General features: G+C 40.6%; 13 protein-coding genes. All 13 read left to right on the top strand.

The annotated features are described in order from the left end of the window. Positions 1 to 32 precede the first annotated feature (32 nt). A complete protein-coding gene (locus ABRT01_RS10835; protein WP_367747113.1) occupies positions 33 to 986 on the top strand; it encodes a polysaccharide deacetylase family protein in 954 nt (317 codons plus the stop codon). A gap of 55 nt (positions 987 to 1041) precedes the next feature. Beyond that, a complete protein-coding gene (locus tag ABRT01_RS10830) occupies positions 1042 to 2262 on the top strand; it encodes a M16 family metallopeptidase (RefSeq protein WP_269409222.1) in 1221 nt (406 codons plus the stop codon). A gap of 97 nt (positions 2263 to 2359) precedes the next feature. After that, entirely contained in the window at positions 2360 to 2596 is a 237-nt protein-coding gene (locus tag ABRT01_RS10825; protein ID WP_269409221.1) for a YlmC/YmxH family sporulation protein, read from the top strand. A 249-nt stretch (positions 2597 to 2845) separates the two neighbouring features. Continuing rightward, positions 2846 to 3724 carry a dipicolinic acid synthetase subunit A gene (gene dpaA, locus ABRT01_RS10820; RefSeq protein ID WP_367747110.1) on the top strand — a complete coding sequence of 293 codons (879 nt, stop codon included), beginning with the start codon at positions 2846 to 2848 and terminating at the stop codon, positions 3722 to 3724. 1 nt (position 3725) lies between these two features. After that, complete coding sequence (gene dpaB, locus ABRT01_RS10815) at positions 3726 to 4316, top strand: dipicolinate synthase subunit B (RefSeq protein ID WP_269409219.1); 591 nt, start codon at positions 3726 to 3728, stop codon at positions 4314 to 4316. 169 nt (positions 4317 to 4485) lie between these two features. Next, positions 4486 to 5538 carry an aspartate-semialdehyde dehydrogenase gene (gene asd / locus ABRT01_RS10810; RefSeq protein WP_269409218.1) on the top strand — a complete coding sequence of 351 codons (1053 nt, stop codon included), beginning with the start codon at positions 4486 to 4488 and terminating at the stop codon, positions 5536 to 5538. 31 nt (positions 5539 to 5569) lie between these two features. Continuing rightward, positions 5570 to 6799 carry an aspartate kinase gene (gene dapG / locus ABRT01_RS10805; RefSeq protein ID WP_367747107.1) on the top strand — a complete coding sequence of 410 codons (1230 nt, stop codon included), beginning with the start codon at positions 5570 to 5572 and terminating at the stop codon, positions 6797 to 6799. 30 nt (positions 6800 to 6829) lie between these two features. Then, the gene (gene dapA / locus ABRT01_RS10800) at positions 6830 to 7699 is read left to right on the top strand and encodes a 4-hydroxy-tetrahydrodipicolinate synthase (protein WP_269412545.1); all 870 of its coding nucleotides are present in this window, start codon (positions 6830 to 6832) and stop codon (positions 7697 to 7699) included. 96 nt (positions 7700 to 7795) lie between these two features. Continuing rightward, positions 7796 to 8530, top strand: coding sequence for a ClpP family protease (locus tag ABRT01_RS10795; protein WP_269409216.1), 735 nt, complete (start codon positions 7796 to 7798; stop codon positions 8528 to 8530). After that, entirely contained in the window at positions 8530 to 8733 is a 204-nt protein-coding gene (locus ABRT01_RS10790) for a YlzJ-like family protein (protein WP_269409215.1), read from the top strand. The genes ABRT01_RS10795 and ABRT01_RS10790 overlap by 1 nt, the downstream gene beginning before the upstream one ends. A gap of 117 nt (positions 8734 to 8850) precedes the next feature. Next, positions 8851 to 11148: an FtsK/SpoIIIE family DNA translocase gene (locus tag ABRT01_RS10785; RefSeq protein ID WP_269409214.1), complete on the top strand. Its 2298-nt coding sequence runs from the start codon at positions 8851 to 8853 to the stop codon at positions 11146 to 11148. Positions 11149 to 11313: 165 nt separating this feature from the next. After that, a complete protein-coding gene (gene yfmF / locus ABRT01_RS10780) occupies positions 11314 to 12612 on the top strand; it encodes an EF-P 5-aminopentanol modification-associated protein YfmF (protein WP_269409213.1) in 1299 nt (432 codons plus the stop codon). Further along, the gene (yfmH, locus tag ABRT01_RS10775; RefSeq protein WP_269409212.1) at positions 12605 to 13888 is read left to right on the top strand and encodes an EF-P 5-aminopentanol modification-associated protein YfmH; all 1284 of its coding nucleotides are present in this window, start codon (positions 12605 to 12607) and stop codon (positions 13886 to 13888) included. The genes yfmF and yfmH overlap by 8 nt, the downstream gene beginning before the upstream one ends.

Here is a 13888-nt window from a genome sequence, read left to right as displayed (position 1 = left end):
CCGGTCATATAGATGATTGAGGAGGGATTTGGATGTATCGGAAGCAGCTTATCCATGTCATTGTATTTGTCATCATCGTGGCAATTTCCTTTCAAAATAGCTATAATCCATTTGAAACGAATGATGTTACGACTTTTTCTAATGAAGTTCAGCAAGTATCGAAAAAAGAAGACGCACTCTATAGGGAGATCCAAACAAAAAGCGCTCAATTTGCAAAGGATCCGCAGAATGCTGTGATTGACCGAGTTTGGAAGAAAACCCCCGGAAGAAATGGATTAAAAGTGAACGTGGACAAATCCTATGAGCAAATGAAGAAAAAAGGGGCATTTGACAAAACATTACTTGTATATGATGAAATTGCCCCCGAGGTCACGTTAGCCGATTTGCCCCCAGCTCCAATATACCGTGGTCATCCGGAAAAACAAATGACTGCATTAATGATAAATGTTTCCTGGGGAACGGAATATATCCCGACTATTTTAAACGTATTGAAAGAAAATAATGTCAAAGCAACCTTTTTCATTGAAGGAAAGTGGGCAAAAGAAAATAGTGATTTCGTGAAAATGATTGCTGAACAAGGGCATGTTATTGGTAATCATGCATATAACCATCCAGACATGGCTCATCTCTCAAAAACAGAAATGACAGAACAAATTCAAAAGACCAATGATATTATTAAAGCCATTACAGGTAAAGCGCCAACACTTTTTGCACCACCCAGCGGAAGTTTTAATGATCAGGTGGTAGATGTTGCTGATGAAATGGACATGGAAACAATCCTATGGACAGTGGATACAATTGATTGGCAGAATCCGACTGTTTCTGTTATGGTGAATAGGGTGAGTAGCAAGATTCATCCTGGTGCAATGGTACTCATGCATCCAACCTCACCGACAGCCCAGGGACTCGACTCGTTGATAACTGTTATCAAAGATAAGGGATATAAACTTGGCACTGTTGATACATTATTAAGTGAGGAACGATAAAACGCATCAGTCGCTAAACGTTGGATTTGAACAGGGAACATAGGAGGATTAAAACTTGATTGATAAACATACATGCAAGAATGGATTAAGGGTTGTTATGGAACAGGTTCCCGCCGTCCGTTCCGTAACAATCGGGATTTGGGTGTTAACCGGATCCCGCAATGAAAATGAACAAAATAACGGGATTTCCCACTTTTTAGAGCATATGTTTTTTAAAGGTACCAGGGAGCGTTCGGCTAAAGATATTGCCGAAGCATTTGATGCAATTGGCGGACAGGTTAATGCCTTTACGTCCAAAGAGTATACCTGTTTTTATGCAAAGGTATTGGATACACATAAAGAATTGGCACTAGACATTTTAGCTGATATGTTCTTTAACTCTTCTTTCGATAAAGAAGAAATGGAACGTGAGAAAAAGGTAGTGCTGGAAGAAATAAAAATGTACGAGGATACACCAGATGATATTGTCCATGATTTATTGGCGCGCGCTTCATACGGAAACCATCCATTGGGTTATCCTATCCTGGGAACGCAAGAACATCTAGCATCATTTACCCCGGAAACACTGCGGGATTATATACAGGAACAGTATACACCAGATAATGTTGTTGTCTCGGTTGCCGGGAATGTGGATCAAGCTTTTGTCAACAAAGTGGATCATTATTTTGGTACATACGGGTCTGCAAATAAACGGGAAACGATAGAGAAACCAGTCTTTATTGCCGATAGTATTGAACGGAACAAGGATACGGAACAAGCGCATTTATGCTTGGGTTTCGATGGATTAGCGATCGATGATGAACATATGTACAGTTTAATTATTATGAACAATGTTCTTGGCGGCAGCATGAGTTCACGTCTGTTTCAGGATGTTCGCGAACAGCAAGGATTGGCCTATGCTGTGTTTTCGTACCATTCTTCTTTTCTGGATAATGGCTTATTAACAATCTATGCTGGCACCGGAAAGGAACAGCTGCCACAGTTGCAGGATACAATGCAAAAAACAATCGATACATTGGTTACAGGCGGGCTGACGGATAAAGAATTAACAAATAGCAAGGAACAATTAAAGGGTAATCTGGTACTTGGTTTGGAAAGTACGAATAGCCGTATGAGTCGTAATGGAAGAAATGAGTTATTATTGCATCGTCACCGTTCACTGGATGAAATGATTCGGGAAATTGATGCTGTCAATCATGACTCTATAAAAACCGTTATTGATCGGGTTTTTAAACAATCAACTTCCAAGGCACTTATCGCACCCAAGATCATGTAGGTCACTTTCGTATTGTTTTCTTACGTTATACGTTTATGAACATCAGTTAGCATATCCGGTTATCTAAGGCATAGGATGACAATACGGAGGTGGTGTGATGCGTTATAAGGATATAAGCAGCAAAGAGATCGTTAACATCAGCCAAGGGTCAAGACTTGGTGTTCTTGGTCAAACCGATTTGGAAATTAATGAACACACAGGTCAAATTGAAGCATTTATTATTCCGAATTACAAATGGTTTGGTTTAAAAAAAGAAGGAGCAGAAACAAAAATCCACTGGAAATCCATCAAAAAAATTGGCGAAGATATGATTATGATTGAATGGAATGAATAAAGTGAGCCGGTGAAAGTTTCAGGAAAGAGCGCACCTTACTTGGAAGACAACAACAAGAAGTCAATCCATTTACTTGAAAATAACGTCGGGAAATCAAAGTGATATAAAAAGCCAGCATTATTATTAAAATAGTGCTGGCTTTTTTGTGTTTTACACGAAACACTTATCACTAAGATACATTACCTACATAAGCTGTAAAAGGAAGTATTAAATAGCGTGTATTTATATGATGAGGGGTGTAGAACTTACATGGATCAATTCATAGCCGTATTGGGTGGAGATGGCAGGTATTTGGAGTTGATACGTCAATTACAGCAATTGCCCGATACAACCATTTCTTTGGTGGGTTTTGACAAACTGGAACAAGGATTCACCGGCTTAAAGCAAGTGGATTTTAACGAATTGGAACCAAAAAATTTGGATGTGGTAATTTTACCAATTACGGGTACTAATCCTGAAGGTGAGATAGAAACTGTGTTTTCCGATCAGCAAATCACACTATCAAGAGATTGGTTTGCACAGTTACGACCAAACACGCTCGTTTTCACCGGGATCACCAATGATTATTTGACGAAAATGGCAAATGAACTGAATTTGGTAGCCTTGTTTGATCGTGATGATGTAGCTATTTATAATTCAATTCCAACCGCAGAAGGCACGATAATGATGGCCATTGAACATACTGATTATACGATTCATTCATCGCGGGTCATTGTTGTTGGTTTTGGCCGGGTCGGCAGTACTGTAGCAAATAAATTTTCTGCATTGGGGGCAAAAGTTTCTGTTTGTGCCCGCAGTATTAAAGACCTCGCCCGGATAACCGAAATGGGGCTGACGGCAATCCCTTTGGATGAACTTGCCTATCATACAGAAGACTGTGATTTACTCATTAATACCATTCCAGCGTTTGTTATTAAAAAGGAATCCATTCAACAATTACCGTCCCACGCGCTAATCTATGATTTGGCTTCCAAGCCCGGTGGAACCGACTTTGATTACGCGGAAAAACGTGGAATTAAAGCAATATTGGCTCGCAGTTTGCCTGGAATTGTTGCACCGAAAACATCGGGAAAAATTCTGGCAGATGTAATTAAACAATTTTTACAAGAAAGAAAGGAGCAAGCATAAAATGACACTGGAAGGAAAGCGAATCGGATTCGGCATCACCGCCTCACATTGTACGTATGAAAAGGTATTCCCCCAATTGGAAAAACTAATGGAAGAAAAGGCCGACGTTATTCCAATTGTGACATATACTGTAAGAACAACCGACACAAAATTCGGCAAGGCAGCTGATCATATAGACAGGATTGAGTCAATCACCGGTAAACAAGTAATTACAACAATGCCGGAAGCGGAGCCGCTTGGCCCAAAAGAACCACTGGATTGTATGGTGATTGCACCGCTAACAGGCAATTCGTTAAGTAAGCTCGCCAATGGACTGACAGATTCTCCCGTTTTAATGGCCGCAAAAGCAACGATGCGAAACCAATCGCCGGTCGTATTGGGTATTTCCACAAATGATGCACTTGGATTGAATGGCGTCAATTTAATGCGGCTGATGGCAAGCAAATTTATTTATTTCATTCCATATGGCCAGGATGACCCCTACAAAAAACCAAATTCTCTTGTTGCAAATATGGATTATTTATCCGCTACCATCGAAAAAGCACTCGATTATCAGCAGATTCAACCGGTAATTATACCTTATGAGGGTTAAAGTGTGTTAAAATAAATAACAATAATAGAGGTTATACAGGAGGTACTGACTTCTGCTAAAGTCGCCCACAGGACGTGGGCAACTTTAGCAGAAGATCCCCTATCTGAGGTCATTTTACCGGACTTTTTGAACATCCTCTAGCTTTAAAGAAATGAAGGGAGAACTTTAAATGGCTAAGAAAACAGTTTATAATGTAGCAGTGGTAGGAGCAACAGGAGCCGTTGGTCAAAAAATAGTAAAGTTGCTGGAAGATAAAAACTTTCCGGTAGAACAATTAAAGCTATTATCATCGTCAAGATCAGCTGGTAAGAAAGTGTTATTTCATGATCAGGAAGTAACTGTAGAGGAAGCAACTCCGGATAGTTTCGCTGGTGTTGATATTGCTTTGTTTTCGGCTGGTGGATCTGTTTCAAAAAAACTTGCACCAGAGGCAGTGAAGCACGGTGCAGTTGTGATAGATAACACGAGTGCATTTCGCATGGCAGAAGATGTTCCGCTTGTTGTTCCGGAAGTTAATGAAGCAGACTTGCAACAACATCAAGGCATCATTGCCAACCCAAATTGTTCGACCATCCAAATGGTTGCAGCCTTAAAACCGATTCAGGAGGCATTCGGTCTTCGTCGGGTGATTGTTTCCACCTATCAGGCAGTTTCCGGGTCTGGTACAAAAGCATGCGATGAATTGGAGCAGCAAACGAAACAATTTATCGAAAACAAGGAAATGACGGCGGAAATTTTGCCGGTAAAAAGTGAACAAAAACATTATCCAATTGCTTTTAATGCCTTACCACAAATTGATGTGTTCCAAGAGAATGGCTATACATTTGAAGAAATGAAAATGATTAACGAAACCAAAAAAATCATGCATACACCTGAATTACCTGTTGCAGCAACGTGTGTACGCCTCCCGTTTTTCACATCCCATGCCGAGAGTGTATACGTTGAAGTGGAACAGGACGGTGTAGAAGTGGCTGACCTGTGGAAGGCATTGGATCAAGCTGATGGTGTCATACTGGAGGACGATCCAAATACACAAACTTACCCAACTCCGCTAAGTGCTTCTGATAAAGAAGATGTGTTTGTCGGCCGGGTCAGAAAAGACTTGGACACACCGAATGGCTTTCATTTATGGGTTGTTTCCGACAATTTACTAAAAGGCGCTGCATGGAATACTGTACAAATTGCTAAATGTTTGATTCAGCATAACTTAATTGGAAAGTAATTAATTTGATCTTATGTAAGAGGTGTAATAATTGCAGATATTAGTTCAAAAGTTTGGCGGCACATCTGTTCAAACAAAAGAAAATAGAAACTATGTTATCCGACATATTAAAGAAGCACTAATAAATGATTATAAACTAGTTGTTGTTGTATCTGCATTAGGGAGGAAACCGGATCCATATGCAACAGATACACTCCTGGATCTTGTCGGGTTCCCGGCTAATCATAATTCTGCCCAGGAGTTGGATTTATTAATGTCATGCGGGGAAACAATTGCGTCGGTGGTTTTATCGAATGAGTTGCAGCGTCATCATATTTCTGCCACGGCCTTGACTGGTGCACAGGCTGGCTTTGTTACAAACAATGACTTTACCCAAGCCAAGATTAAAAAAGTCAACCCCAAACGTATCCTGGAAGAGTTCGAGCAGAATGATGTCGTGGTTATCGCAGGATTTCAAGGACAAACGGAAACCGGGGAAGTCACTACAATTGGCAGAGGTGGTAGTGATACCAGTGCAGCGGCATTAGGTGCAGCACTCCAAGCGGATGAAATACAAATTTTTACCGATGTTAATGGTATTATGACCGCAGATCCTCGTGTTGTTAAGGGTGCACGTCCATTAGATGTTGTCACTTATACGGAAATTTGCAATTTAGCCTATCAGGGAGCAAAGGTTGTTCATCCCCGTGCGGTAGAAATTGCGATGCAGGCAAAAATTCCAATGCGGGTCAGATCTACCTATTCCAATGGCCAGGGTACATTGGTGACGACATCAAGAATCCAGGAATTAGGAAGTGACATTCCTGACCGGCTGATTACCGGAATAGCCCATATGGACAGGATAACCCAGATCAGGGTACAAACAAAAGAAGAGGCAATACGCCTTCATTCCGAAGTTTTTAAAGCGATGGCTGAATCAGGTATTTCCGTTGACTTTATTAATATATCGCCAAATGGTGTATTGTATACTGTTCCAGAGGCATTTACGAAGAAAGCTGTTCGTGTGTTGCAGACGCTTGGTTTTCAACCGGAAATAACGGAGAATTGTGCAAAGGTTTCGGCTGTTGGTGCGGGAATGACCGGCGTTCCTGGTGTGGCATCAAAAATTGTGCAGGCATTAACCAATCGGAATGTGCAAATTTTGCAATCAGCAGACAGTCATACGACTATCTGGGTACTTATTCATGAGAAAGACTTAGTCACCGCCGTCAACGCTTTACACGATGCATTTGAATTAAGCCGGACGAAGGAAACGGTATGATATGCAGATCAGGGAAAGAAAGGAAGTAAGATCATGAACTTTGGCAGTGTTTTGACCGCAATGGTAACACCGTTCAATGCAGAGGGAAATATTGATTATGAACAGACAACAGTTTTAATTGAATATTTGTTGAATCATGGAACACAAGGTTTGGTCGTAGCTGGCACAACAGGGGAATCTCCAACATTAACCGAGGATGAAAAAGTCAATTTGTTTACCCATGTTGTTCAAGTTGTTAATAAACGTGTACCAGTGATAGCGGGAACGGGGAGTAATAATACGCAAAGCTCCATAGCTTTAACAAAAAAAGCAGAAAACTGTGGTGTGGATGGGATTATGCTTGTCGCTCCATACTATAACAAACCGAATCAAACTGGTATGTATGAACATTTTAAAGCAGTTGCGAGTGTTACATCCTTACCGATTATCCTTTACGATATACCAGGTCGTTCAGTCGTAACGATTAGTGCGGAAACGATTATTAAACTGAGTAAACTGGATAATATTGTTTCTGTAAAAGCGGCAAGCGGTGACTTGGATCAAATCGCGGAAATTATTGAACAAACAGACGATGATTTTACTGTTTATTCCGGTGAGGATGGTGTAACCCTGCCAATGCTTGCTATTGGTGCAACCGGTGTGATATCAGTGGCATCTCATATTATTGGTAATGATTTAAACGAAATGATTCAAGCATTTCAACATGGCGAAGTGAAAAAAGCAGCATCCATTCACCGTCGGATGTTGCCGGTTATGAATGCCCTGTTTAAAGCACCGTCACCGGCACCCGTTAAGGCAGCTTTGCAAATGAAAGGGATTGACACAGGATCGGTACGGTTACCACTCGTACCGCTTTCTGAAACAGAACAACAACAATTAAAACAATACATTGACAGGTAAATCGGTCACATCCGGTTTACCTTTTCTTATTGCATGGTTCTTCCTCCTTTTGTTCATACTATGTATAGTGTGATGTAAAGAAAGGAGTGCTCGGAAATGAACCAAAATGATTCAAATAATGAACAACAGCCACAGGAAGACCAAAATAAAAGTTCGGAGTTAGTTGAAAAAATTCAACATCTTGGGCAATCTAATCTGCCACAAGCACCGGATTCCAATATCCATGTGCTGTCTATTATTGGCCAAGTTGAAGGGCATGTTCAGTTGCCGCCGCAGAATAAGACAACCAAATATGAGCATTTACTGCCACAATTGATTGCTATTGAACAAAATCCTAAAATTGAAGGACTAGTTGTCCTGTTAAACACTGTTGGCGGGGATGTTGAAGCGGGACTGGCCTTATCCGAAATGATTGCTTCGCTTTCCAAACCGACTATTTCTGTTGTGCTCGGTGGAGGACATTCGATCGGAGTACCGATTTCTGTAGCCACCACCTATTCGTTTATTGTTCCAACAGCGACCATGACAATCCATCCAATCCGTCTAAATGGAATGGTGATTGGTGTTCCGCAAACGTTTGAATATATGGAAAAAATGCAGGAGCGTGTGATCAATTTTGTTGTTAATCATTCTAATATTAAAGAGGAAAAGTTTAAAGAGCTAATGTTTGCAAAAGGAAATCTGACACGCGATATCGGCACAAATGTTGTTGGGACTGACGCTGTAGAATACGGATTAATTGATGGAGTTGGTGGTGTGAAGGAAGCCATGGGAAAATTAAATGAGTTAATCAAAGAGAATAAAAATGAAGATGAGCAGGTGATTCAATAATGCTATATACACCACTTTCAGAATTGGATATCTTCCCTAGCTCTGAGAAACATTACGCAAAACGTCAGTGTGTTTCCTATAAGGGGCGGGCACTTTATGTTGAACAACAAGATGATGGATCTTATCAGCTATTACAGCTGATATCCTCCGACCCACAGGATTTTTTGGACGGAACATTAACCCCTGGCACTATTTTACGCTAAACTGGTAATATCTTTCATCCATTTATGCTATAATTGTTGATAAATGACAGCTAACCCTTGTCGCTTTCATGGCAGGGGTTTCTCCATTAAACATTGGGCGAATGGAGGCGAAAATGAATGGCTAAGAAACGAAAAAAACGAAAAAAACAGCTGAAAAAGCAAGTGAAATTCGAATTGCTCGGGTTATTGTTTATTTTTATTGCGATCTTTGGAAGCGGTGCTGCTTCGATTAGTGATGGAGCAATACCTGGTTTCCTGGAAAATATATTCCGTTTTTTCTTTGGAATCTGGTATTTTATTGCTTCTATTGTTCTATTAATCATTGGGATATTTTTACTAGTGAAGCGAAAATATCCGGATTTCACCCACAAAAAAATGATCGGATTTTATATTATTCTGGCGGGTGGATTGCTGTTGACCCACATTCAAACGTTTGAACGGATGTTATTACTGATTGGGGATACATCCATTCTTAAAGCAACATGGGACAATTTCTTTCACTATGCAAATGGAGAGGGAACTGCAGCACAAACAGGTGGCGGAATGATTGGTGCGATTCTATTAGCCTTTTGTTACTACCTGTTTTCTGCGGTTGGAGCCAAGATTGTGGCGGTATTTTCCATATTGATCGGGATTATTTTTATGACAGAGTTTTCTATGGGCGATTTTTTTTCCAAGCAAAGCAAAAAGCTTGGATCAAGCTGGAAAAAACTGAAAGAACGCTGGGGAAATCATCGCGAACAGAAACAGGCTGCAAAAGAAGAACAGCGAATTCTTGATGAAGTGGATGCCGATAAAGACACGATAAAAAATGAGGAACCGGTTATTCAGGATTTCCCGGATGTGCAATATTCATTTGAAGCAACTCCATCGGCAAATCCAGCGAGTGAACAGCACGAGCAAATATCCGAACCTGCACCAACGGACAGCAAATCCTCTGCTGATGATATTGATCTCTCTGCAATGCCAATGACCGAGGTGGAAAACTATGAATATATCTTACCATCTCCTAACTTATTGGCCGAACCAGCACACAATTCACAGCAACAGGAAAAATCACAGATTCAGGCAACCGTACGAAAACTGGAACGTACTTTTCAAAGTTTCGGGGTCAAGGCCCGTATCACGAAAGTAAATGTAGGCCCGGCGGTAACCAAATATGAAATATCGCCGGAAGCGGGAGTTAAGGTTAGTAAAATAGTTGGTTTGCACGACGATTTGGCCCTTGCCTTGGCTGCAAAGGATATCCGTATTGAAGCACCAATTCCCGGAAAATCAGCTGTAGGAATTGAAGTGCCAAATCAGGAGGTCGCCATGGTGTCATTACGTGAGGTTTTGGATACAACCATGAAGCAGTCAAGTAAACTGTTATTTGCATTAGGACGAGATATATCTGGTGATGCGGTCGTTGGGGAATTAAACAAGATGCCCCATTTGTTAATTGCCGGGGCAACAGGCAGCGGGAAAAGTGTCTGTGTGAACGGGATCATTACGACCATTTTAATGCGAGCCAAACCACATGAGGTTAAAATGATGATGATTGATCCGAAAAAGGTGGAATTAAATGTCTATAATGGCATACCACACTTATTAGCACCGGTTGTGACCGATCCGAAAAAAGCATCACAAGCATTGAAAAAAGTAGTCGCTGAAATGGAACGGCGGTATGATTTATTTTCGGAGACAGGTACCCGAAATATTGAAGGGTATAACGAGTTCATCCATAAATATAATCAAACTAATGCCGAAGAAGACCAACAACCGAGTCTGCCGTATATAGTTGTTTTAGTTGACGAATTGGCCGATCTGATGATGGTTGCATCAAATGATGTAGAGGATTCTATTACACGGCTTGCCCAGATGGCCAGAGCGGCAGGAATTCATTTGATTATCGCTACGCAAAGGCCGTCTGTTGATGTCATTACCGGAGTGATCAAAGCAAATATTCCATCCCGAATTGCTTTTAGTGTTTCCTCGGCAACAGATTCAAGAACCATTCTGGATACCGGCGGTGCAGAAAAACTGCTTGGACGGGGGGACATGCTGTACGTTCCTGTCGGTGCATCAAAACCGACCAGGGTGCAGGGGGCTTTTCTTTCCGACGAGGAAGTCGAGCGCGTTGTGGATCATTGTATCGATCAACAAAAAGCCACCTACCAAGAAGAAATGATACCGGAAGATAACCCGGAAGTTTCTTCTGAAGTTGATGATGACTTGTATGATGACGCGGTCCAACTGATTACTGAAATGCAGAGTGCCAGTGTATCGATGTTGCAGCGGCGTTTCAGGATTGGTTATACTCGGGCGGCAAGACTCATTGATGCAATGGAAGATCGGGGGATTGTTGGTCCTTATGAAGGAAGCAAACCGAGAAAGGTACTTGTGTCGCAAAACGCCGAGGAAAGATCCTCATAAAAACTTGGGAAAGGCAATATTACTTTTTGCAGTAATATTGCTTTTTTATAATTCAAATGGGTTGGTTTTTTGTTTTTTGGCATAAATAGCCTATAATAATTAAGAGAACAGCATAACCTATATGTAGATAATAAATAAGATAGTACATAAATGGGAGGTTAATCAATGAATAAATTAAAGGAACAAGTCTTTTGGGAAAATGGATTTCATTTGCATGTGATTCCCAATCAAAAATACAAAACAATCGCATTTGCGGCGAAATTTAAAGCTCCTTTAAACAAACAAACCATTACCAAACGTGCGCTCATGCCATTTGTCCTAAAACAAGGTACAAAAACATATCCAACAAGAAGTAAATTGCAGGAGCAGCTGGATCAACTATATGGAGCGGTTTTATCAATTGACAGTATGAAAAAGGGAAATCAGCATATTCTCAGTGTCCGGCTGGAGGTTGCTAACGATAAATTTATATCTGGTGAGTCTGCTGTTATGGAAGATGCACTTGATTTATTAAATGAAGTGATTTTTCATCCCCATACTGCAAATGGGTCGTTTGATAAATCCATTGTCGACCGGGAGAAGGAAACATTGCTGCAAAGAATCCACGCGCTTATTGATGACAAAATGAGTTATGCCAATATGAGGTTAGTGGATGAAATGTGTGCAGATGAAATCTATCGTTTGCATGTACACGGATATGAAGAGGATCTCAATAATATCACCCCTGATAATCTGTATCAGTACTATCAGGAGATGTTAACCGATGATCAGCTGGATATTTATGTATCAGGTGACGTGGATAGCGAGCTTATCAAAGATAAATTGACGCAATACATGGAGCGTAACACTACGAGTGCACAGCGTGGAAATGACATTGATGCAGCAGATGTCGCCAAGGAACATGGCAACCCACGTACGGTTGTTGAAAAGCAGGATGTTCAGCAAGCTAAATTACACTTGGGTTACCGGACGAATATTACCTACCGTGACAATGATTATTTTGCACTTCAGGTATTTAACGGAATGTTTGGCGGTTTTCCTAACTCCAAGTTATTTCTGAATGTACGGGAGAAACACAGTTTAGCTTATTATGCATCATCACGGATTGAAAGTCACAAGGGTCTGTTGTTTGTGTTTAGCGGGATTGCACCTGGTGATTATGAACAGGCAAGAGAAATCATTGAACTGCAAATGCAGGCGATGAAACAAGGGGACTTTACCGAGGAGCAAATCGAAGAAACCAAAGGATTAATCGTGAACCAATTACTGGAAACAATGGATAATCAACAAGGAATTATTGAGCTGCTCTATCAACAAGTGGCAGGTAAGCGTGAATTATCACCTGATCAGCTTATTGAGGGAATTAAGCAGGTTACCAAGGATGAGATTATTCGGGTTGCCCAAAAAATTGAATTGGATACGGTTTACTTATTAACCACAAATGGGGGGAAGTCCGATGAATAAACAAACCTATCAAGATATTAAGGAAACCTTATATTCAGAAAAACTTGATAACGGGTTAACCGTATTTTTGTTACCAAAGCCGGAGATGGCCAAAACATATGCCATTTTTTCAACCAACTATGGGTCAATTGATCAGACCTTTGTCCCGATTCAGCAAGATGAAGAAATCACAGTTCCAGAAGGGGTTGCGCATTTTCTGGAACATAAAATGTTTGAAAAAAAAGATCGTGACGTGTTTGCTGATTTTGGTAAACAAGGGGCTTCAGCCAATGCCTATACATCATTTACGAAAACGGCGTATTTGTTTACCGCTACTACAAATGTGGAAACAAATGTAGAGACATTGCTTAATTTTGTGCAGGATCCTTATTTTTCCGAACAGTCGGTGGAGAAAGAAAAGGGGATTATTGGTCAGGAAATTAAAATGTATGATGATCAGCCGGATTGGCAGGCATTTATGGGTGCAATAAAAGGGATGTTTCAAAAACATGCCGTGAAAATCGATATTGCCGGTACAGTCGAGTCCATTAGTGCGATTACCAAAGATGATTTGTATACATGTTATAACACATTTTATCATCCTGAGAATATGACTCTGTTTATCGCGGGTAATTTTGATCCAGAGAAAATGATGCAATTAATTAAACAAAATCAGGCACAAAAGGATTTTCAAAAAATGGATGAAATCGAGCGTAATTATCCAGCAGAACCCCGGGAAGTCGCAACAGCTGAACATACCATAACCATGCCAGTTTCCGTCCCCAAATGCACCATTGGTATAAAAGAATCCGCAACCGAATTAAACGGCGATGCATTTTTAAAAAAAGATCTGTTGCAAGGCATGATTTTGGATCATTTCTTTTCAACAGGCGGCCCATTTTATCAAAAGCTGTATGAAGAAAAGTTGATCGATTCCAGCTTCTTTTATGAAACCAGCCTGGAGAAAAATTTTGGTTATTCTTTGATTGGCAGTAATACACACGATCCAAAACGATTTGCCGAAACAGTGAAACAGCTGTTAATCAGCACCAATGACATGAATTTAACAGAGGAAGAATTCACTCGAATGAAAAAGAAAAAAATTGGTCAATTATTGCGTGGCATGAATTCGTTAGAGTATGTTGCCAATAAATTTATCCATTACCATACAGTCGGAGCTGATTTATTTGACCTCATTCCAACGATCCAATCGTTTACATTGGATGAGGTTAACCAGTTTATTCAAAATTGGATTCATCAAGAACAGTTAACCGTATGCAACATTGCAGGAGCATAG

The sequence above is a fragment of the Lentibacillus sp. L22 genome (assembly GCF_040812445.1).
GTDB lineage: Bacteria > Bacillota > Bacilli > Bacillales > Amphibacillaceae > Lentibacillus_C > Lentibacillus_C daqui.
The sequence above is the reverse complement of the archived record's forward strand: the minus strand, read 5'-3'. Positions and strand labels throughout refer to the sequence as shown.

What these genes read in the sequence shown, in the direction of transcription:
- dpaB (WP_269409219.1), top strand. Translation starts at nt 3,726, where the DNA reads ATGACACTGGAAGGAAAGCGAATCGGATTCGGCATCACCGCCTCACAT.
- dpaA (WP_367747110.1), top strand. Translation starts at nt 2,846, where the DNA reads ATGGATCAATTCATAGCCGTATTGGGTGGAGATGGCAGGTATTTGGAG.
- ABRT01_RS10790 (WP_269409215.1), top strand. Translation starts at nt 8,530, where the DNA reads ATGCTATATACACCACTTTCAGAATTGGATATCTTCCCTAGCTCTGAG.
- ABRT01_RS10785 (WP_269409214.1), top strand. Translation starts at nt 8,851, where the DNA reads ATGGCTAAGAAACGAAAAAAACGAAAAAAACAGCTGAAAAAGCAAGTG.
- ABRT01_RS10825 (WP_269409221.1), top strand. Translation starts at nt 2,360, where the DNA reads ATGCGTTATAAGGATATAAGCAGCAAAGAGATCGTTAACATCAGCCAA.
- ABRT01_RS10835 (WP_367747113.1), top strand. Translation starts at nt 33, where the DNA reads ATGTATCGGAAGCAGCTTATCCATGTCATTGTATTTGTCATCATCGTG.
- yfmH (WP_269409212.1), top strand. Translation starts at nt 12,605, where the DNA reads ATGAATAAACAAACCTATCAAGATATTAAGGAAACCTTATATTCAGAA.
- ABRT01_RS10795 (WP_269409216.1), top strand. Translation starts at nt 7,796, where the DNA reads ATGAACCAAAATGATTCAAATAATGAACAACAGCCACAGGAAGACCAA.
- yfmF (WP_269409213.1), top strand. Translation starts at nt 11,314, where the DNA reads ATGAATAAATTAAAGGAACAAGTCTTTTGGGAAAATGGATTTCATTTG.
- asd (WP_269409218.1), top strand. Translation starts at nt 4,486, where the DNA reads ATGGCTAAGAAAACAGTTTATAATGTAGCAGTGGTAGGAGCAACAGGA.